Annotated in this window: 22 protein-coding genes; 10 read left to right on the top strand and 12 right to left on the bottom strand. The window is 73.2% G+C overall.

Translation table 11 applies throughout. The features are described from left to right. Window positions 1-31: 31 nt before the first annotated feature. From ACFY0X_RS23290 to ACFY0X_RS23305, 4 genes are all read right to left on the bottom strand, one after another. Window positions 32-508: a hypothetical protein gene (locus ACFY0X_RS23290; protein ID WP_387757150.1), complete on the bottom strand. Its 477-nt coding sequence runs from the start codon at window positions 506-508 to the stop codon at window positions 32-34. Window positions 509-631: 123 nt separating this feature from the next. Further along, complete coding sequence (locus tag ACFY0X_RS23295) at window positions 632-1999, bottom strand: VWA-like domain-containing protein (protein WP_387757151.1); 1368 nt, start codon at window positions 1997-1999, stop codon at window positions 632-634. After that, window positions 1996-3279, bottom strand: a complete 1284-nt coding sequence (locus tag ACFY0X_RS23300) for an AAA family ATPase (RefSeq protein ID WP_387757153.1) — start codon at window positions 3277-3279, stop codon at window positions 1996-1998. The genes ACFY0X_RS23295 and ACFY0X_RS23300 overlap by 4 nt, the downstream gene beginning before the upstream one ends. 62 nt (window positions 3280-3341) lie before the next feature. Beyond that, complete coding sequence (locus tag ACFY0X_RS23305; RefSeq protein WP_387757155.1) at window positions 3342-4721, bottom strand: hypothetical protein; 1380 nt, start codon at window positions 4719-4721, stop codon at window positions 3342-3344. Window positions 4722-5104: 383 nt separating this feature from the next. On the opposite strand from ACFY0X_RS23305, the gene ACFY0X_RS23310 reads away from it, so the two are divergent. Next, complete coding sequence (locus ACFY0X_RS23310; RefSeq protein ID WP_387757157.1) at window positions 5105-5776, top strand: polysaccharide deacetylase family protein; 672 nt, start codon at window positions 5105-5107, stop codon at window positions 5774-5776. 43 nt (window positions 5777-5819) lie between these two features. On the opposite strand, the gene ACFY0X_RS23315 is transcribed toward ACFY0X_RS23310, so the two are convergent. Next, window positions 5820-6287 (bottom strand): DUF1772 domain-containing protein, encoded by a 468-nt coding sequence (locus tag ACFY0X_RS23315; RefSeq protein WP_387757158.1) that lies wholly within the window; start codon window positions 6285-6287, stop codon window positions 5820-5822. 289 nt (window positions 6288-6576) lie between these two features. Between ACFY0X_RS23315 and ACFY0X_RS23320 the strand changes: the two genes are divergently transcribed. Together ACFY0X_RS23320 and ACFY0X_RS23325 are read left to right on the top strand one after the other, a co-directional pair. After that, window positions 6577-7155: a TetR/AcrR family transcriptional regulator gene (locus ACFY0X_RS23320; RefSeq protein ID WP_387757160.1), complete on the top strand. Its 579-nt coding sequence runs from the start codon at window positions 6577-6579 to the stop codon at window positions 7153-7155. A gap of 76 nt (window positions 7156-7231) precedes the next feature. Then, window positions 7232-8389 (top strand): GDSL-type esterase/lipase family protein, encoded by a 1158-nt coding sequence (locus tag ACFY0X_RS23325; protein WP_387757165.1) that lies wholly within the window; start codon window positions 7232-7234, stop codon window positions 8387-8389. Between the two features lie 146 nt (window positions 8390-8535). On the opposite strand, the gene tpx is transcribed toward ACFY0X_RS23325, so the two are convergent. From tpx to ACFY0X_RS23350, 5 genes are all read right to left on the bottom strand, one after another. Beyond that, window positions 8536-9036 (bottom strand): thiol peroxidase, encoded by a 501-nt coding sequence (gene tpx / locus ACFY0X_RS23330; protein WP_387757167.1) that lies wholly within the window; start codon window positions 9034-9036, stop codon window positions 8536-8538. 192 nt (window positions 9037-9228) lie between these two features. After that, on the bottom strand, window positions 9229-9507 hold the full coding sequence (locus ACFY0X_RS23335) for an alpha/beta fold hydrolase (RefSeq protein ID WP_387757169.1): 279 nt from the start codon (window positions 9505-9507) through the stop codon (window positions 9229-9231). A 200-nt stretch (window positions 9508-9707) separates the two neighbouring features. Beyond that, window positions 9708-10328, bottom strand: a complete 621-nt coding sequence (locus ACFY0X_RS23340; protein ID WP_387757171.1) for a hypothetical protein — start codon at window positions 10326-10328, stop codon at window positions 9708-9710. Between the two features lie 22 nt (window positions 10329-10350). Further along, complete coding sequence (locus ACFY0X_RS23345; RefSeq protein WP_387757173.1) at window positions 10351-10968, bottom strand: NPCBM/NEW2 domain-containing protein; 618 nt, start codon at window positions 10966-10968, stop codon at window positions 10351-10353. Between the two features lie 356 nt (window positions 10969-11324). Then, a complete protein-coding gene (locus tag ACFY0X_RS23350; RefSeq protein WP_387757175.1) occupies window positions 11325-12425 on the bottom strand; it encodes a S8/S53 family peptidase in 1101 nt (366 codons plus the stop codon). 121 nt (window positions 12426-12546) lie between these two features. On the opposite strand from ACFY0X_RS23350, the gene ACFY0X_RS23355 reads away from it, so the two are divergent. Both ACFY0X_RS23355 and ACFY0X_RS23360 read left to right on the top strand, forming a co-directional pair. Then, a complete protein-coding gene (locus tag ACFY0X_RS23355) occupies window positions 12547-13530 on the top strand; it encodes a hypothetical protein (protein ID WP_387757177.1) in 984 nt (327 codons plus the stop codon). A gap of 871 nt (window positions 13531-14401) precedes the next feature. Further along, a complete protein-coding gene (locus tag ACFY0X_RS23360) occupies window positions 14402-14617 on the top strand; it encodes a hypothetical protein (protein ID WP_387757179.1) in 216 nt (71 codons plus the stop codon). Window positions 14618-14631: 14 nt separating this feature from the next. On the opposite strand, the gene ACFY0X_RS23365 is transcribed toward ACFY0X_RS23360, so the two are convergent. Both ACFY0X_RS23365 and ACFY0X_RS23370 read right to left on the bottom strand, forming a co-directional pair. Continuing rightward, the gene (locus ACFY0X_RS23365; RefSeq protein ID WP_387757181.1) at window positions 14632-15264 is read right to left on the bottom strand and encodes a GNAT family N-acetyltransferase; all 633 of its coding nucleotides are present in this window, start codon (window positions 15262-15264) and stop codon (window positions 14632-14634) included. A 94-nt stretch (window positions 15265-15358) separates the two neighbouring features. After that, entirely contained in the window at window positions 15359-16297 is a 939-nt protein-coding gene (locus ACFY0X_RS23370) for an oxidoreductase (RefSeq protein WP_387757183.1), read from the bottom strand. Between the two features lie 82 nt (window positions 16298-16379). On the opposite strand from ACFY0X_RS23370, the gene ACFY0X_RS23375 reads away from it, so the two are divergent. The 5 genes from ACFY0X_RS23375 (at window position 16380) to ACFY0X_RS23395 (ending at window position 19735) form a co-directional block, all read left to right on the top strand. Continuing rightward, window positions 16380-17036 (top strand): TetR family transcriptional regulator, encoded by a 657-nt coding sequence (locus ACFY0X_RS23375; protein ID WP_387757185.1) that lies wholly within the window; start codon window positions 16380-16382, stop codon window positions 17034-17036. Window positions 17037-17154: 118 nt separating this feature from the next. Further along, complete coding sequence (locus ACFY0X_RS23380) at window positions 17155-17757, top strand: hypothetical protein (RefSeq protein WP_387757457.1); 603 nt, start codon at window positions 17155-17157, stop codon at window positions 17755-17757. A 521-nt stretch (window positions 17758-18278) separates the two neighbouring features. Next, a complete protein-coding gene (locus ACFY0X_RS23385; RefSeq protein WP_387757187.1) occupies window positions 18279-18683 on the top strand; it encodes a hypothetical protein in 405 nt (134 codons plus the stop codon). 372 nt (window positions 18684-19055) lie between these two features. After that, window positions 19056-19352, top strand: coding sequence for an ArsR/SmtB family transcription factor (locus ACFY0X_RS23390; protein WP_387757188.1), 297 nt, complete (start codon window positions 19056-19058; stop codon window positions 19350-19352). Then, window positions 19349-19735: a VOC family protein gene (locus ACFY0X_RS23395; RefSeq protein WP_387757189.1), complete on the top strand. Its 387-nt coding sequence runs from the start codon at window positions 19349-19351 to the stop codon at window positions 19733-19735. Before ACFY0X_RS23390 ends, ACFY0X_RS23395 begins: the two co-directional genes overlap by 4 nt. Window positions 19736-19814 lie beyond the last annotated feature (79 nt).

The raw sequence follows: 19814 nt of genomic DNA on the forward strand, positions 1-19814 counted from the left end.
GGAGTCCGGCAGCCGGACTCCTCCGCCCGCGCTACCGGAACCGCCGCAGCCGCGAGGCCGCGATGTTGCGGACGCGCCGGGTGCGGCCGCTCGCGGCGAGGAGGCTCAGGACCTGCCGGGCCGCCGACTCCTCGGCGAGGCGGGCCTGGAGCCGGTTGCCCGCCGTGAGCAACCGCTCCTCCGCCCACGGTTCGTCCAGCACGATCGCCCGCAGGAGAGCCCAGTCGCGCAGGCAGCGGACGGCGAAGGGGTCGCTCGCCGTGGCACCCGCCATCTCCCGGTGCCAGGCCGGGAAGCCCGGCCCGGTCAGCAGCTCCGCCGCCCGCCGGTCCAGGTACTCGCAGACCGCGCAGCTCGCCATCGAGGTCTCGGGGTCGGTCAGCACCCGGGCCGCGAGGCCCGCCGCGTCCTCGGGCGCGACCTCCGCGAAGGCCCGCCGGTACCGCGCGAACCGCACGTGCTCGTCCGGCTCGAAGCCTTCCGCGCCGACCGCTCCCGTCCTGATCACCGCGGTCTCCCCTTCCGTCCTGCCCTGGCCCGGCGATCCGTGGCCGCCGGGTGCCCGATCCTCGCACGCCCGCCGCCGGGAGCCGCTCCTCCCGCGGAGGCGCCTGCCCCTCGAGCCGGGTGCTCAGCCGATGGTCACCACCCGGGCCCACTGCGGTGGGGCGTCCGGCTCGTACCCCTCCTCGTCCTCCCCCTCCTCCCGGGCCTGCGCGTCCTCGCGGTACCGGCTCGGCCTCGGGAAGAGGCCGACCACCGTGCGGCAGGGCGGGGCGGCGGCGGGCCACGGGGTCTGGCCGTCGGTCAGGACCACCACCACATCCGGGCTGGGGTGCCCGCGCAGCGCGGTGCGGAAGCCGGTGCGCAGGTCGGTGCCGCCGCCGCCGATCAGCGGGATGCTCGCGGCCCGGCAGAGCCGGTGGACGGTCTCGGCGGCCGCGTCGCAGGGAACGACGGTGACCTGGTCGCGGCGGCCGCCGACGGCCCGGCCGATCGCCGCGACCTCCAGCAGCGCGCTGCCCAGTTCCTCGTCCGAGACCGAGCCGGAGGTGTCGATGACCACGGAGACCCGCGGCGGGCGGCGCCGCAGGCTCGGCAGCAGCACCCCCGGCACCCCGGCCGAGCGTCGGGCGGGGCGGCCGTAGCTGTAGTCCTCGCCCGCGCCGGGGCCCGAGACCGCCGAGCGCACCGCCGCGCCCAGCAGCTGCCGCCACGGCTGCGGCGGGTGGAACGCCTCCTCGGCCCAGCGCTCCCAGCCCGCCGGTGCGCAGCCCGGGCGGCCCCGGATGCCCTCGGCCACCCGGAACCGGACGGCGTCGCGCTCCTGGTCGTTGAGCCCGTGGGCGCCGTCGGGGCCGAGCTCCCACGGGCGGTCCAGGCCGTCGGCGCCGCTGCCGCACTCCAGCCAGGCCGCCTCCAGGCTGCGCGGGTGGAAGCGGTACCGGCGCAGGTACTCCTCCATGAGCAGCCCGTCCGGCAGCTTCAGCATCCCCGGCCGGACGGCGCCGGGCGGGCGGACCAGCCCGTCCCCGTACACGTCGTCGTTGATCTCGCAGTCGGCGGCGATGTTCATCCGCAGCCGGTCGGCCGAACCCCGCAGGTCGAGCTCCCGGGCGAGCCGGTCGCCGCGGCCGTGGTGGTCGCGCAGCAGGTGCGAGACCTCGTGCACCCAGACGCCGGCCAGCTGGTCCACCGGGGTGCGGGCGACGAAGGCCGGTGAGACGTAGCAGCGCCAGTACCGGTCCACGGCCATGGTCGGCACCTGCCGGGACTCCACCGGGTTCAGCGCGAACAGCGCGGTCGCCAGGTAGGGGCGGACCCGGGCGGCGTGCAGACGGGCGGCGTACAGCTTCTCGACGTCCAGCGGCGCGGGGGCGCCGGCGCGGGGGCGTGCCGTGGTGCCCGCTTTGTCGCGCGCCGTCCTGCTCGTGCCCGTCACGTCGCCCGTCGCGGTGCCCGTCACGTCGCCCGTCGCGTCGCCCGCCGTGCCGCTCATCGCGGCACCGCCCGCGGCTTCGGGGCGCCGACGAGGTCGGCCCGGCGCGAGACGGCCAGCGCCGGGGCGAGCCGTTCGATCGCCGCGGGCACGTCCCAGTCCTCCCGGCGCAGTGAGGCCAGCGTGGTGGCCGGGACGACCAGCAGGTCCGGCGCGCCGGTCTCCAGCGCCCGGGCCAGCAGTGCCCAGGCTGCGTCCCAGCGCGCCCGCTCCGGTCGGTTGCGGACCGCCGCGACCACCCCGTCCAGGACGGCCTGGCGCAGGTCCCCGCGTTCGGGCAGCACCGCGCCGTCCGGGTCGGCGAGCAGGGCCTCCGGGTCCGGCAGGTCCATCCGGTCCGTGTGCGCCATCAGCTCCAGCCCCGGCCCGTCGCCGACGGTGCCGCGCACCAGCAGCGACAGCACCTCCCGGGAGGAGCCGGCCGCGGTCGCGAAGGCGACCAGCCGCAGCGTCATGTCCCAGCTGCGCGGCGACGGCCAGGCGCCGCCGCGCCGGGCGTCGGTGGTGGGCAGCCGGTGCACCAGATCGGGGCGGGCGGCCAGCAGCCCGCACACCGCGCGCCGGGCCAGTGCGACGGCGGCCGGCAGTGCCTGGGGGTCGAGCCTGGGCAGGGTGGCCACCGGCCAGACGCCGCCGAGGCCGCGCACCACCACCTCGTGGTCATGCGTCCACTGGAGGTGGACGAAGCGGTTGGCCAGCGGCGGGCTCAGCTCCCAGCCGTCGGCCGCCGATGAACGCGGGTTCGCGGCGGCCACGATCCGTACGCCGGGCGGCAGTCGGAGCGTTCCGATGCGCCGCTCCAGGACCAGCCGGAGCAGCGCGGCCTGGACGGCGGGCGGCGCGGTGGACAGCTCGTCCAGGAACAGCAGGCCGCGCCCGGCCCGCACCAGGCGCACCGCCCAGTCCGGCGGGGCCATCGGGACGCCCTGCCGCGCCGGATCGTCGCCGACGATGGGCAGACCGGAGAAGTCGGACGGCTCGTGGACGCTGGCGATCACCGTGGTCAGCGGCAGGTCCAGGGCTTCGGCGAGCTGGTTGAGGGCGGCGGTCTTGCCGATGCCGGGCTCGCCCCAGAGCAGGACGGGCAGGTCGGCGGCGACGGCCAGGGTGAGCGCCTCCAGCTGGGTGTCGGCGCGAGGTTCGGTGGTGGTGTCGGCCAGCAGGTCGAGCAGCTGCCGGGCGACGTCCAGGCGGGCTGCGTCGAGGCGGGCTGCGTCGAGGCGGGCGATGCCGTGGTCGGCGATGTCGAGGCGGTCAGTTTCGGGCGTGCGAACGGGCATGGGTGAGCACCTCCTGGTGCGAATGGCTTCAGTGAAGGACGAAGGGGGGCGGAGCGCCGCGGTCAGCCGTGGGAGGCGAGGCGCGGTCGGGCCCGGAACGACGGGTGGCGCGGGCGCGGACGGAAGGCGGCGTCGGCCGGGCGCGAGCTGGAGCGCACGGTCGGCAAGGGGTAGTTGACGAGCTCGGGCCCGGTCAGGCCCGCGCGGTAGAGGCCGTAGGCGATCCGCCGTTCGGCCGCCGCCGCCAGCTCGTCCCGCAGCGGTCCCTCGCGCAGCACCGCCTCCGGGCCGAGCAGGGCCTCGACCACGGCCAGTGCCCCGGCGGTGTCGCCGTGGTCCAACCGCTCGCGCACCCCGGCCAGTTGGTTCGGGCTCCGGTGGGCCCGGTCGATCGCCCGCAGGCAGGGCAGCGGCGTACCGGACAGGGCGGCCAGCAGTTCCTCGCGGCGCAGCTCGGCCGGGTCGTGGTCGAGCGGGGCGAGTACCCCGTCGACCAGCCCGATCCGGTGCCGCGCCCCTCGGCAGTCCACCGTCCGCTCGGCCGGACGCGCGTCACCGGTCCACGCGGACCGGTCGGGGCCGTGGCCGGGCGCCAACGCGGCGGCCACCAGCGGATGCAGCCGGTCGGCCTCGACCGCACCGCCGCGGAGCAGGTCGACGTCGGGTGGCACCCAGGTCGCGGCGTCGGGCAGCAGCGGCAGCCCCGAGGTGCCCCCGGAGGCCTCGGCCGTCGTCCCGTCCGGCCCGAGCAGCAGCCGCCGACGACGCCCGAGCCGCACCACGACGGGCCCGGCGGGTAGCCCGTCGGCGCGCCGCAGCAACTCGGCCTCGGCGGCCCAGCGGTCGACCGCGCAGCGCAGCGTGGGATCGCCAAGCACCGCGCTGGGCGAGCCCGTTGGGGGAGTGCCCGCGCCGGCCCGGACGGCCAGCTCCGTGCTGCGCCCGGCGTCCCAGAGGTGCCGGTGCAGGTCGAAGCGGAACCGCCGGCTGGGGCGCGGATGCGGGTGCGGCGAGCGGCCGTCGCCTTCCGAGCCGTCCCAGAGCGCCAGGCCGACCCGCTGCCCGTACTCCGCCCAGGCGGGCGGGGTGCGGACCACCAGGACGACCGGCGGCGCACCCGGGTAGCGGGCCAGCGGCACGGTGAGGCCGGGCCGCAGCAGTCCGTCGGGGGCGGACCTGGGAAGGTGCCAGCGCAGCAACTCCGGTGCGAGGCAGCGGAGATCGGCCCGGACCAGGTCGGCGAGCTCCCGGCCGTGGACGCGGGCGACGTCCCGCAGGCGGAAGTCGACCTCGACGTTGGCGGCGGCGCAGGCCCCGGCCCAGTCGCCGGTCAGCCGGCGGGCGGTGGCGGTTTCGATCATGGAGGGCGGCACGGCGTACTCGCGTACGCGCCGCCAGAAGGAGAGTCGGGAGTCGTTCCCGTGCGCGGGGTGAGTGGGCATCAGCACTCACTCTTCGCGGACGGGACCCCCATTCTGTGATCAGCGTGAGTGGTCATCGCCGGGAGCATAACGCCCCGCGCCGTCGCCCGCCACACCGTTCCGGCTGCTCGGCCGGGCGCCCAGGGAAATACGGGGAGCGGGGGCGCGGGCCGCGCTTCCGCGCCCGCTCGCCGCCACCGGACTTCGCCGACCACGCCCGCGGCGGGCCGGGTCGAACGATCCTCTCCCGGGCCCCGCCCCCGGCACCCGGTGCCCGACTGGCCGGTTCCGTTCGCTCGCGACCGACGGCGGGTCGCGGTGGACGGGCCGTCGGGAGCAGACTGGCCGGTGCACGGGAGTTCCGACCGCAGGGGGCAGGCATGTCCGTACGACCCGTCAGGCGCATGGCAGTTGGCAGGCTCCGGACCGCGATCGGCGCACTCGTCGTCGCCCTGGCCGCGGGCGCGGCGGTCGCCCTCCCGGCGGCCGAGGCGGAGGCGGCCGGCGCCAGGGGCGGCAACGTGGTCTACCTGACCTTCGACGACGGCCCCAGCCCCGCCCACACGCCCAAGGCCCTGGCGGCGCTCGCCCGGTACGGGGTGCGGGCGACCTTCTTCGAGATCGGGCAGAACGTCGCCGCCCACCCCTGGCTGACCGCGCAGGTCGCCAAGCAGGGCCACAGCGTGCAGAACCACTCCTGGTCCCACCCGGACCTGCGCAAGCTCTCCGCCTCCGCGCTCAACGCGCAGGTGGCCGACACCGACAGGGCCATCCGCGCCCAGACCGGCCGTACCCCGACCTGCCTGCGCCCGCCGTACGGCGCGGTCAACAGCACGGTGCGCTCGAAGGCCGCGGCGCTCGGCAAGCAGGTCGTGCTCTGGTCGGTGGACCCGGCGGACTGGTCCCGACCCGGCACCGCCGCGATCCGGTCTCGGGTGCTCGACAAGGTCCGCCCCGGCTCGGTGATCCTGCTGCACGACGGGGGCGGCGACCGCAGCCAGACGGTGGCGGCCCTGCCGGCGATCATCTCCACGCTCAAGGCGCGCGGGTACGGCTTCGCCACCCTCTGCGGCTGAGCCCGGTCGCCTTCGCTCCGCTGACCGGGCCGAACCGGCCCGGTCAGCTGCGCCCGTTGAGGACGAGCGCCCAGGCGAGGCACGCCAGGGCGCCCGTCGACAGCAGGGCGCGCAGCACGTTGAAGCGCACCCAGCGCGCCTCGAACCGGGCGCGCACCGCGGCCGGGTCGGCGATCCGCCGGGCCTCACCGGCGGCTTCGAGCTCGTCGTTCAGCGGGATGTTGACCGCGCGGGTGACGCCGATCACCGCGACGTACAGCACCAGCGCGGCGATGGTCGCGGGCAGGACGTCATGCCCGTCGGAGGGCAGGTGCAGGGCGACCGCGGCCGCGGTGGCGAGCAGGGCGCCGACGAAACCGAGGGCGAACCAGCCGTTCAGGATCGCCACGTTGACGCGCTGCATGACCTCGACGAAGGTCCGGTCCTCGACCCGCGCGAGCGCCGGCATGACCGAGCACGAGTAGCCGTAGAACAGTCCCGCGGTCAGTCCGCAGGTGACCGTGGCCGCCACCAGGACGAGTGTGCGCGCCGTTTCCATCGTGAGCCCCCCTGGCTTCTCGCTGCCGGTACCCCCGTACGGCGCTGCGCCGCGTCCCGGTCCGTACCCCGTGGGCCGATCATCCGGTATTCGGGGCGCACGAGGCCACCCCGATTCGCTCAGGATGGCCTTGGGTCACGGAACGTGGTCCCTGCGGGAAGCGGCCACCCGGGAGGCGTGGGCTGTTCGCCATTTGCCTAATCCATATAGGAAATCCCATACTGGCCGTAGACAGCCGACGCGACCGTACGGGAGAACGCACATGGCAAGGGCAGGGCTGACCGTCGAACGCCTGGTCGTCGCGGGTGCCGAACTCGCCGACGAGGTCGGCTTCGACCAGGTGACCGTCGCCGCGCTCGCCCGCCGCTTCGGCGTGCAGACGGCGAGCCTCTACTCCCACCTCAAGGGCTCCCAGGACCTCAGGACCCGGATCGCCCTCCACGCCCTGGAAGAACTCGCCGACCTCGTCGCCGACGCCCTCGCCGGCCGGGCGGGCCGCGACGCGCTCGCCGCCTTCGCGGACGCCTACCGCGACTACGCCGCCCGCCACCCCGGCCGCTACGACGCCACCCGCCTGCGCCTGGACGCCGAGACGGCCGCCGCCAGCGCGGGTGTCCGGCACGCCCAAATGACCAGGGCGATCCTGCGCGGCTACGACCTGACCGAACCCGAACAGACCCACGCGGTGCGCCTGCTCGGCAGCGTCTTCCACGGCTACATCAGCCTGGAGGCGGCCGGCGGCTTCAGCCACACCGCCGTGGACCCGCGGCAGTCATGGGACTGGATCATCGACTCCCTCGACGCCCTGCTGCGCGCGGGCGGAGCCCGTACGGCCGGGTGACCGGCCCCCGCGCGCCCTGTATGACTCGACCATTTCGTACGACGACCCATGTCGTACGACGACCCGAAGAAGCATCATGACGACGATCACCACCCCCGTCACCGAGGACCTCCTCCACGGCCACCTCGACGTCGAGCACACCCGCCGCGGCCTGCTGCCGCACCGCCTGCCCGCCGGCGCCCGCCGACGGATCCCGGACGAGCAGCTCGCGATGGCCGAGTCCCAGCCCTCCGGCGTCCGGCTGGCCTTCCGCACCCGCGCCACCACCGTCACGCTGCACGCCGTCCCCACCAAGCGCGCCTACCCGGGCGTCCCGAACGTCCCGGACGGCGTCTACGACCTCCTGGTGGACGGCCGCCTCACCGCGCAGAGCGGCGTTCCCGGCGGCAACCTGCGCACCGTCGACCTCGCCACCGGACGCGTCGAACTGACCGAAGGGCCGCCCGGCAGCGCCCGGTTCACCGGACTGCCGGAGCGGGACAAGACCGTCGAGATCTGGCTCCCGCACACCGAGACCACCGAACTGATCGCCCTCGACACCGACGCCCCGATCGAGCCGCTCCCGGCCGGCACCCGCAAGCGCTGGCTGCACCACGGCAGTTCGATCAGCCACGGCTCCAACGCCGCCCACCCCACCGGCACCTGGCCGGCCCTGGCGGCCAACGCGGCGGGCCTGGACCTCACCAACCTCGGCTTCGGCGGCGGCGCCCTGCTCGACCCCTTCACCGCGCGCACCATCCGCGACACCCCCGCGGACCTGATCAGCCTCAAGCTCGGCATCAACGTGGTGAACAGCGACCTGATGCGGCTGCGCGCCTTCACCCCGGCCGTCCACGGCTTCCTGGACACCGTCCGGGACGGCCACCCGACCACGCCGCTGCTGGTCGTCTCCCCGCTGCTGTGCCCGCTGCACGAAACGGTGCCGGGCCCGCTCGCCCCCGACTTCAGCACCGGCACCCTGCGCTTCCGCGCCACCGGTGACCCGGCCGAGGTCGCCGCCGGACGGCTCACCCTCACCGTCATCCGCGCCGAACTCGCGCGCATCGTCGCCGACCGCCGGGCGGACGGCGACGAGCACCTGCACCACCTGGACGGCCTGGCCCTCTACGGCGAGTCCGACCACGACGCCCACCCGCTCCCCGACGGCCTCCACCCCTCCCCGGAAGCCCACCGGCTCATCGCGGAGCGCTTCACCGGACTCGCCCTCGGCCCCGGTGGCGCGCTGGCCCCGTGAGCCGGGGCGGGAGTGCCGGCACGATGGGGGCGGGTGCCGGTGGGTGGGGTCCCCGGGGGCCGGGATGGGGAACGGCCCGCCCCCTCTTGTCGCCTTGTCGCCTTTTGTCAGGTGGGCGGGGAGTGGGGGCGGGCCGCAGAAGGCGGTCAGTTGAGGACGGCGAGCGCGGCCTCGTAGTCGGGCTCGTCGGCGATCTCCGCGACGAGCTCGGTGTGCAGGACGGTGTCGTTCTCGTCCAGGACGACGACCGCGCGGGCGGTGAGTCCGGCCAGCGGGCCGTCGGCGATCGCCACGCCGTAGACGTCGTGGAAGTCCCGGCCGCGCAGGGTGGAGAGGGTCTTGACGTTCTCCAGGCCCTCGGAGCCGCAGAACCGGGCCTGGGCGAACGGCAGGTCGGCCGACACGCACAGCACGACGGTGTTGTCCAGCGAGCCGGCCTTGGCGTTGAACGTGCGCACCGAGGTCGCGCAGGTCGGGGTGTCGATGCTCGGGAAGATGTTCAGGACCTTGCGTCGGCCCGCGAAGTCGTTCAGCGACACGTCCGCGAGCCCCTCGCCGACGAGCGTGAACGCCGGCGCCTGGGTCCCGGCGGCGGGCAGTGCGCCACCGATCTGAACCGGGTTCCCCTTCAGCGTGACCTGAGCCATGAAAAGCCTCCTACCAGCGGTGTGTACGAGATGCAACGCCGCTGATCCTACTGCCCGCCGCGTCCCCCGCGTGGGGGAACCGGCGACCGGCCCCCGACCAGGGACGGGCGGCCGGCGCTCGCGTTGCCGGGTCCTGGATCCCGGCGGGGCCGGTGGTGCGGTCGCGGTGGTCGTCGGGAACGGCTGCCCGTCTCAGCGGGGGGCCGGTCCGGTGTGTGTCAGGGCTTCCGCGATGATCTCCGCGATGCGCCGTGGTTCCTCGTTGGGGAGGAAGAAGCTGGTGCCGGGGATCGTGACGAGGGTCGCCCGTGGACAGGCGTTCAGGGTGCGCCGCTCGTCGGGGGTGAGGTCTCCGTCGCCCTTCTCGGCGTGCACGATCCAGACCGGCACGCCGGCCGCGCACAGGCGTTCGGCCGGTTGCTCGTGTGTCTCCAGGTGGTCGAGGTAGCCGCGGAGGATCCGGCGCGCCACGCGCGGGTCGTTGTTCCGCAGGTCGGCGAGGATCTCGCCCGGAAGACCGCCGTCTGGCCTGGGTGCTGCAGGCCAAGGGCTCGACGACCGCCCACCGGGAGGACGCCGAACCGCATCAGCCTCCCCATGGGGGCCGGGGCCGGGGCCGGGTCCTTGGCCGGGGCCCGGCCGCCTGCCGAGGGGTACGGCCCTTCGGCCCGTCATCTGCCGCCGTACTGGTTGGGATTTCGCTCCACCGTGCGCGAAGCATCGCCCAACGTGGCTCGTGGATCGTCGCTGCAGTAATTCAGGAGAGTGGGGGTGTGATGGAGAGCGGGATAGCCGTCCTGTGCCTTCGATCCCAGGTACGCGTGAAGCTTTTCATCCAAAGCGGCTTCGACGGTCGCGTTGAGGTCCGAGCACTTGCTCTCGTCCGTGAGTGGCGTGGTGTCCACGGTGCGCGGCGAGGCAGGTGCGGCAGTCCCGCCGGTGTGTCCGAGGACTTCCTCCACCGCCGGTCCGAGCCCGGTCTCCGGATTGCTTCGACAGAAGTCTCCCAAGTGGTATGCGAGAGTGAACGACTCGTCGTCGTACTGCATGACGAATACCTCTTGAGCGATCTGGCTCGTTGTGTTGTACCAAGCACAGGACTCGCTGACTGAGAGCCTTTCGTCCTGAATACTGGTACTGCCGCTCGTCGTCGGCGGACCCGGTGGTGCCGACAGGTCGGCGGAATATGGTTTAGCGGTCGGTCCGCTCCATGCGCCCAGCACGAGGCTGGAGAGAGCCAGCCCTGTTCCGATCATCTTGTTCATGCTTGTCCCGCCCGGGGTGATTTCCATGTGACTGACCAGAGGCTGGAGGTCATGTTTCCAGCCTGGCGTCGCCCCACGCGCCGTAGCAGTAAGTGGGAGTATCCGCCGTCGCGGTGTATGTGACTGCGATCTTCAGGCGCAGGGCGTCACTGACACCGAGATTCAGATCCTGGGACTGCCCGAGACGGAGAACCGCTCGGGCGGCTGACCTGCCGTCGACAAGGACCTCGAACGTCAGGACCGCATCAGTGGGAGAGTCGTCGCGAACGCCGATCGTGGCGTGGAAGGTCTGCCATGAGCGTTCGAGGTTGTACTCGGCCTCGTTGGTCGGAATGGAGCTGCGATCTGTGCGGAGCGAGACGCTGCGTGCATAGTTCCTGCCGTTCACGGCGACCGGACCGGTTTCGACTCCGTAGGAGGTGGACAGCGGCTCGGCCTCGCTCAGGTACTGCGCGCCGGTTGTCGGAGCGGAGGGCGAACCCGACCCTGGACCCGACGCGGTCGAGGTGACGGCTGCACTGGACGGAACCGTCGTCACCGTGGCCGTCTGGGTCGCCGTTGCCGCAGCCGTCGACGTGTGGCCGCCGGACGACGATCCGCCGGCACCACACGCGGTCGTGGCGAGGGCGACCATACCGGCTGTAAGGGCGGCTGCGGCGGTACGCACCGGTGGACTCCACCGTGCCGACGGTCTTCTCGGCCCTCCGGCCAACTGCGTCCGCTTCTGGGAACTCGACAGTTCCGCACCCGCGCCGACTCCCGAAGACCAGTGATGGGAAGCACCCGCCATCAGGCGCTGACCGCTGTGGCGCTCAGAAGAATGGGAATGTGCCAAGGTTCCTCCAGCTGTTAAGGCGTCACGCCTTCGAGGAGGGAAAGCAGCAGAGCCACCCGGCCTCGTGTGCCGCGCCAGCACAGCTTTTTCAGCATCGTGGAGTCACGGTGCCACCGCAACTTCGGCTCGTGTCGGCGACGAGTCACAGCCGCCCTGTCCGCCCTGAACCAGGACCTGCTGCGCTTCACTCATGGGAGATACGCCCCCGAGACGACCGCGGCGGCGAACGAGGTTCCCCAGAGTTGCGCCCCCGCGCCCGTCAGGCCGGTCAAGGAGTTCAGGTCACCGAGACTGTCGGTAGTGCTTCCGCCGTACGCCCATTCAGTGATCGCCTGCTCGGGCGGCGTGGAGTTGTACCTGGCCGGCCGGCCCTGCTCATCCTTTGCGAGAACGACAACGGCCTCACTCACACGCGCCGGATATCCGCTGGCCTTTCCCCTTGTATTGCCTGCGGCGGCGACCAAAACCGGGACCGGGCTGACGCCATTGGCGTGACAGGCGAGCAGGGTGAAGTCGATGGTCCGGCCCAACGCGGTCTCGGAGGAACCGAAGACCGGGGTGGTCAAGCTCGCGTTGACGAGGTCGTACTCGCCGCAGAACAGGGTGTACATCAGGGCGGCCAGTACCTCGTACGACTTGGCTTCGGCCCGATGGTCCAGCACCCGGACGGGGTTGATCACCGCGTTGCCCCGAATGGTCTCGATGATCTTCGCCACGGCGGTTCCGTGTCCATGTGGATCATCTGCTGCCACGAGCTGCGGTCCGTGCACGTCGCAGTCGAGGAAGTCGAGCATCGTTCCGCCCACCCCCCGGATGCCTGTGTCGAGCACTGCGACCGTGCGCCCTGCGGCCTTTCGGTGGTCGGCGATGGTCGGTGCGCTCTCCCTGAGGGCGAGCAGCTTCGCCGGATCGAAGGGGTCCGGGATGCCGCCCCCGCCGTGGGCGGCCCGGAACTGGAAACCGGGTTCCCACAGCAGTGGCAAACCGGTCTCGGCAGGGTACGGGGGCATGGGATAGCGCCACCAAGGCGAGATCATCATTTCGGCCTGCAGTCGAGCGGTGGCCTGGACGCCGACACCGGACCGGTGTCGGGCGACGGCGATCGCGGGACTGTGCGAATCGTTGAAACGTTGGGCGGTCCGCTCGGAGATCCGGCTGAGGTCGACGAGGCGAGGATGACTGACCTCGAATCGCCGCGGCGTCTCCAGTTCGTGCCAGAACTCAAGAAGGGCCTCGACCGCCCAACGCGGGCCGGCGACCGTCGAATAGTCCGCGGTGTCCTCCCACATGTCGCCCGCCCTTCTCCTCGTCCGAATCCTAGATCCGACGGATATGCCGCGCATTCCTGGCAGAGGGGTGGCTTGGGCAGGCCGCCGCGCGTGCCTGTCAGGAGGGCCACACACTTGGACCATGACGCCCATCAGTCCGGCTTACGAACCGGGGCAGTATCCGGTCACTGACACGGAACTGGTCATGTGGACGGTGGTCAGGTCGGATGAAGGAGAGATCCTCCGCATCAAAGGGCCTTGCCCGAGCTGCGGTCATGACACCGCACAGCAGGTCGAGGGTCGTGCACTGGACCGCCTGGCCGTGGCCGCCGGAGGATCGGCACCCCCACCGCCGCCGGCCGCGCGCATGACCAGGATCTGCGAATGCGCCTGCAGCGAGCCGCACCCGGACGGATCGACACCGCCCCAGAACATGCGCACATGCGGTCGCTGGTGGCTCGTCAGCATCATGCTCGACAGGAGTGTTCCCGGGCAGCAGGAAGTGGTCGCCGCCCTCGATGACTCGTTGCTCACGGCAGCCCGCGCGGCAAAGGAGATGGCGGCCACCGAGGAGAAGCGGCTACGCACGTCGGCGGAGAAGTGGATCGCCGGCATCACCGCGCTGATCGGGCTCTTCAGCCTCTCCGGCGTTGTGGTCGGCAAGGACTCCTTCACCGGTCTGCCCGATGAACCCCGCGCTCTGGCCGGCTTTGCCGCGGCCGCCGCCATCGGCTGCGCGGTCGTGGCCGTCATGAAGTCCTATCGGGCCGCCTACGGGTGGCCCATCGATGTCGACATCAGCAATGACGAACTGCTGAAGAAGTGGTTCGACAACCGGCGGGACTACATCTCAACGGCTGTGAACGATCTCAAGACCGGCGTAAGGCTCTCGCTGATCTCCCTCGGTTCCCTGGCCCTGGCTGCCGGATTCATCTGGTTCTGGCCGCGGGACTCTCCGACCGGGCCCCTTGTCCAGGTAGTGCGTACGGACGACGCCCGAATCTGCGGGACGCTCCTGAACACCACGGTCGACGGCGAGTTGCGGATCCGACGGGCGAGCGGAGCGGTCGAGACGGCGCACGCTACCGGCGTCAGATCGATCAAGGTGGTGCCTGCCTGCGCATGATCCCCATGGGAACGCCCGGTATGTCTCGGCGACCTGTGCCCACGGCCGGATCCGGACGGTGGCGGAGATCGCCCGCCACCGTCCGACACGGCTGGATCCGTCCGTTCGCCATGGAATGGTGGAACCCGTCCGCCAATTCCCTGGACGGAACCGAGAGGGCGGCCAGGCCCAGTTCGTGGAGCACCCGGTGGGCAGGGCGCCGTCCGGCGACCCGATCGGGAGCGCCGTGCGGCACGCGCTGGAGAACCTTCACCGGCGGCTCACCGTCGACGAACTGGCCGGCGTCACGCACCTGTCGGTCCGTCAGTTCGAGCGCTCGTTCGCCGACTCGACCGGCCTGCCGCCGGCACGCTGGATCACGATCCAGCGGATCCGGGCCGGCGCCGCTGCTGGAATCCGCGGACCACCCGGTCGAGACGGTGGCCGACCGGGTGGTCCTGACCTTCGCGGCCTTTCGCCACCACTTCCGGAAGGCGATGGGCGTCAGCCCCTTGACCTACCGCCGGCAGTTCCGGCCCTGACCGCCGCCCGGTGCCGGCGACCCCGCGACGTCTGCGATCTCCTCGGCGCCGGGTACGGCGGCTTCGTGAGCAGGTCGGATGAGGCCGTTGTCCCTGGCGTAGAACGCGGCCTGGGTGCGGTCGCGCAGGCCCAGCCTGCTCAGCACGCGGGATATGTGGTCTTGACGGCCCCTCGCCGAGGTAGCGGCGGGAGGCTGTCTCCTTGTTCGTGGCACCCGCCGCGATGACGCGCGGGACGTCCGTCTCGCGGCGGGTGAGGCAGCTCGGGGGCCGGGAGCCCGGCGGCCAGGTTGGCGATCACCGTCTGGTCGAACTGGGCCACTCCCGCGTGGGCGAGTCGTACGGCCCGCGTGCCCCTGCACCGGTACGTCCACGTCCCCGGCGGTACTCACACCGATGGGTCGGCGAGGATCGACAAGGAGGACCAGCCGATGCTGCCGTCGTTCGTCGAGGCGTTCGACGAGCTGGAGGCGTGGGCGCGGCCGACCACCCGCTCACGGCGCCGCCTCGGCAGCCGACGGCCCGGCCCCTTCCGTCCCCGCGGCGGGGACGGGCCGTCACCGTGACCGGAACACGCCGACTATGCCTGGGGGGTGGCCGGGGCGGGGGTGAGGTGCCAGGTGGTCTCGTAGTGGGCCAGGCGTCCGTCGTCGGCGATCTGGCGCATTCCGCAGGCGGTCATGACGCGCCGGGAGGCGGTGTTGTGCAGGTCGGTGTCGCCGCGGACGCGGCGGGCGCCGGTGTTCCGGGCGTGGGTGAGCAGGGCGTGCAGGGTCTCGCGGGCGTAGCCGTGGCCGCGGGCGGCGGGGACGAGGCCGTAGCCGACGGTGACGGTGCCCTCGTCGTCGGCGGGGCCGTGGAAGCCGGCGCCGCCGATGGCGAGTCCGTCGTCGCGGCGGCGGATCTCGTAGGCGCCGTACGGGCCCTGGCCGCCGTCCTGCGCGGACACCTCGAGGAAGCGGCGGGCGCCGGCGATGTCCGCGGGCGTCGGGTAGCCCTGCGCCCACGGCCCGTCCGGGCCCGAACCGTCCGGGACTGAACCGTCCGGGCCCGGGTCGTCCGGGGCGGCGGTCATGATGCGTCGGGCCAGGGCCGTGGTGAGCGGGTGCAGGACCAGCCGTGCCGTCACGATCGTGTCCGGGGCGGTCGGTGCGTGGGTACCGGTGTCGTCGTCCATGCCGGTGTCGTAGCAGAGCGTCCCGTCGCCGCGCACCCGGATTTCCCGCCGGCCCCGGGCCACCCGGCTCCGTCTGCGGGCGGTGGTGCTGATGCCGCCTCACTGCCCCGCGCCGGGGGAGGGGCGGTGGTCAGGTGCGCGTCGCGTCCGGGATGGTGAAGGTCGTTCCGGTCAGTTCCTGGGACACCTCCCACAGCCGCCGTCCGATCTCCTCGTCCTGTGCGTGCCGGGCCGGGGAGGTGCGTGCCGGTGCGCCGCGCAGTTCGCCGGGGCCGCTGGGTCCGTACAGCTCCCCGCCCCGGACCTCGGGTGCGGTCGCCGCGTGCAGTTGTGCCAGCGCTCCGCGTGCGGGTGGCTGGGCGAGAGGGCGCAGCAGGTGTCCGAACAGCAGCCGTACGGGGCCGACGGCGCCGGTGTGCGGCAGCCGGGTGGCGGCGTAGCCGGGGTGGGCGAGCACGCTGCGTACGGGGCTGTGGGCGGCGTGGAGGCGGCGGTGCAGTTCGAGGGCGAAGACGGCGTTGGCCAGTTTGGACTGGTTGTAGTGGCCCATCGGGGAGTAGGCGCGTTCGCCGGTGAGGTCGTCGAAGTCGAGCCGGGCGCGGCGGTGGTTGGCGGAGGTGACGGTGACGACGCGGGGGTCGCGGCCACGGGCGAGGAGGTCGAGGAGGTGGGCGGTGAGGGCGAAGTGGCCGAGGTGGTTGACGGCGAACTGCAGTTCGTGGCCGTGCGGGGTGAGGGTGCGCGGGGGCGCCATGACGCCGGCGTTGTTGATCAGGACGTCGGGGGCGGGGCCGTCCTGGCACAGGCCGGTGGCGAAGGCGTGTACGGAGTCCGGGTCGCCGAGGTCGAGGGGGCGCACGGTCAGCCGGGCAGCGGGGTGGGTGGTGGTCAGGAGGTCCGCGGCTCGGCGGCCCTTGGCCTCGTCGCGTACGGCGAGGACGACGTGGGCGCCACGGCGGGCGAGGGTGTCGGTGGTGGCCAGGCCGAGGCCGCTGCTGGCGCCGGTGACGACGAACGCCCGTCCGCGGAGGTCCGGGGCAGGGTCGGAGGTCCGGTTGCTTGGGGTCATACGGCTCACCGTGCCTTGCATGTCACCAAGTGTCAAGACTGACGTTTGATGTCGTGGATGGCGTGGGGGCTAGGATGGGACGGTGACCTCCCGACCCGCGACCACGCTGGCCCAGCGCAAGCGCCAGCTGGTGGCCGACGAACTGACCCAGGCGGCCCTGGACCTGCTGGCGGACGGCGGGTTCGACGCCGTGACGGTCGACGAGATCGCCACCGCCGCGGGTGTGTCCAAGCGGACGTTCTTCCGCTACTTTGCGTCCAAGGAGGACGTGGTCGTCCAGTTCCTGGCCGCGCTCGGCGCCGCCATGCGCGAGGAACTCGCCCGCCGTCCGGCCGACGAGGCGCCCTCGGTGGCGCTGCGGCACGCGGTGTGGCGCTGCGTGGAGGACTGCGCCGGCCACGAGGAGCGCGCCCGCAAGGTCGTGCGGCTGATCCTCTCCACTCCCGCCCTGCTCGCCCGCTTCCTTGAGCGCCAGGCGCAGTGGCGCGACGAGCTCGCCGCGGAACTCGCCACGCGCCTGGGTCTGGACGCCGGGCGCGAGCTGTACCCGCGCCTGGCCGCGGACATGGCGCTGGCGGCCTTCCACACGGTGCTGCAGCGGTGGAGTGCCGCCGGGGCCGATGGCACGGACGGCGGTGCGGGCGGTGGTGCGGTGGACGTCGCCGTGCTGACCCGGGACTGCTTCGCCGTCATCGCCCCGGCCCTGGACGCCGTCGTGCGCGTCCCCGTCGCGAGCTGACCTGGCCTGGCTTGGGCCGGCCCGCGCACGCGCGTCGGCGAAGGAGGCGGCGGCAGGCCGCGGTAGGCCGCGGTAGGCGCCCGGCCGCGCGCTCCCGTACGGGTCGTACAGTGGCCGCGTGTCGGCGCACCAGTGGTTCGTGAGTGACGATCCGGAGACCGAGTCCGAACTGGACGAGGCCGAACGGGCCTTCGTGACGGTGCTGCGCGGGCGCGCCCGGGGGTGGCGGGTGGCGCCGGCCGTGAGCTGGGTGGGGCGGCCCGAGGACGACTCCTCGCTGGTGGCGTGCGCGGGGGTCGGGGACGGGGAGCTCGGGTGGCCGCTGCGCGTGGGTGTGCACCTGAGCGGCTCCACGGTGCGCGGGGACCGGCTCGCCCACCAGAACTTCTACTGGCCCGTGCAGCCGCCGAGCGCCCTGGCGCTGGACGCCGGCGGCGCCCCCGAGGTGCTGGCGGCGCTGGCGGCCGACTGGTTCGAGCGCGTCCTGCGGATGCCCGTGGTGCGCCACGAGTGGTGGCACGAGGGCCGGTGCTACGCGTACCGGTGCCTGTTCGTCGGTGACGGCGACGGCTGGTGCGACGGGTACCGCGAAGCGCTCGCCCCGCCGGGGTGGCGCCGGCGCCTGCGGGACGCAGGCACGCGGGACGCGGGGCCCGGCATCCGCTCGGCGGCCCTCGGGCGACCCGACCGCGTCGTCACTCTGCGCGCCGCGCCGCACTGACGCCCCGCGCCCAGGGGTCGGCCGTGACCCGGCAGGAGCGGCAGCGGTGCGCGCAGCCGACGACGGTGACGTGATCGTGCCGACCGTTGTCGTGGCAGGCCAGTCACACCCCCACCCCGATCCCGAGTGGGTGCGTGGACAGCTCTCCCCTCCCGTGTGAGCAGGATCCGTGCCTGCCCGGAGAAGCGGGGGTGGAGGCGGGGTCGACGGCGGCGGCCGTGCCTCGAACCAGCCCGCCGTTCGCCAGGAGGAGGAGAACGGCGACGGCAGGACGGACCGGACCGGGGCGGCCTGCCGACTGGTCCGGGTCGCCGGGGAGTTCGCACCGATGCCGGTGCTGCATTGCCGAGGCGCAGCAGGTCGAGGCGACGCAGTCGGCACGTCGCCTACCGCTGCCCACCGCCGCCCACCGCCCCCTCGCTGGTCACCTTCGACCGGAGGAGGGCGGCGCCGGTGCCGGCGGCCCTGGCTGGGGGCAGCCCGCGGCTTCGCCGTCCGACCCCGGCGACTACAGTGCCTTCATGCCTGAGAGACCGACCGACGTCTGGCGTGCGCACGTTGCCGAAGAAGCCGCAGCGGTGGCGGCGGGAACGCTCGACCCGGAGTCCGCGTACAGTGCCGCACTCTTCCCCGCGAGCCTCCTGAGCGTCACCGACGACGCCCTCGCCGCCTTCGAGGCGGACGTGGCCGCGCTGGGCGGCAGCCCGGCCGACGACGACGTCCTCGGCGTCGTCGAGCGCGTCGTGCTGGAGCTCAACCGCGTCCATGAGGCCCACGACGAGGCCGCCTACGAAACCGAAGAGCGGGAACTGCTCTGCGCCTACATCGACGACTCCCTCCTCGCCGCCGGCGTCGACGTCGCGGCGCTCACCGAGCGGCAGGGCCTCGGCCGCCACGAGATCACCGACCGCTGGCGAGAATGGTGATCGGGATGCGGCGGCTTGGGGCGGCCGGCCGATAGCACCTCGAAAGCGGGGCCGATCCGAGGTCAAGAGCGTGCCCCCGCTGCCGGGTGCGGCTGTGCGGAGGCGGAGGCGGGGTCGGACACGGCGTAGGCGGCCGGCGGGAACGCTCGCGTGGACACTGGACCGCGCTCCGGCCGGGGCGGTGGAGGTGCTCGTGCGGCCGGCGGAGGCCAGTGCCCGTAGCGCCGGGCGGGAACATCCGCCGCCGTTGGCTCCGGGCGGCGGATCCGACAGCAGGATGGTCGGCTGATGTGGAGCAGCCCCTCGGGGCGGCGTGCGACCGCCTTCCGCCCCCGTTTGATAGGCAAGTCTCGACTTGCCTATGGTGGAGTGGTGACCGACGATGGAGTCTGGAAGGCGCTGGCGGACCCCACCCGCCGCCTGATCCTCGACGAGCTGGCCCAGCGTGGCGGCCAGTCGCTGTTCGAGATCTGTGTGCGGCTGACCACCCGGCACGCGCTGGGCCTGTCGCGGCAGGCCGTCAGCCAGCACCTGGCGGTGCTGGAGGCGGCCGGCCTGGTACGGGTGCGCCGCGAGGGCCGCTACAAGTTCCACGACCTGAACAACGAACCGCTTGAGCGCATCGCGACCCGCTGGCTCAGGCCCGAACCACCCAAGGACTCCCCGTGAGGATCAACCTGGCCAGTGTCTTCGTCGACGACCAGGACAAGGCCCTGCGCTTCTACACCGACGTGCTGGGATTCGTGAAGAAGACCGAGGTCCCGCTCGGCGGGCACAGCTGGCTCACCGTCGTCTCACCCGAACAGCCCGACGGCACCGAACTGGTCCTGGAGCCCGACCAGCACCCCGCCGCCAAGGCCTATGTCGCCGCCCTCGCCGCCGACGGCATCCCCGCCACCTCCTTCGCCGTGGACGACGTGCACGGCGAGTACGAGCGCCTGCGCGCCCTGGGCGTGCGCTTCACCCAGGAGCCCCTCGCCCTCGGGCCGGTCACCACCGCGGTCCTGGACGACACCTGCGGCAACCTCATCCAGATCGCCCAGTACCACTGACGCCCGTGGCCCTGTGGCCCTGTGGCCCCGTGGTGCCGCGGCCCGCGCCGTGCCGGCCCCGTGTCGTGACGGGCGCCGT

It is taken from the genome of Kitasatospora sp. NPDC001547 (assembly GCF_042894165.1).
Classification (GTDB): Bacteria; Actinomycetota; Actinomycetes; order Streptomycetales; family Streptomycetaceae; genus Kitasatospora.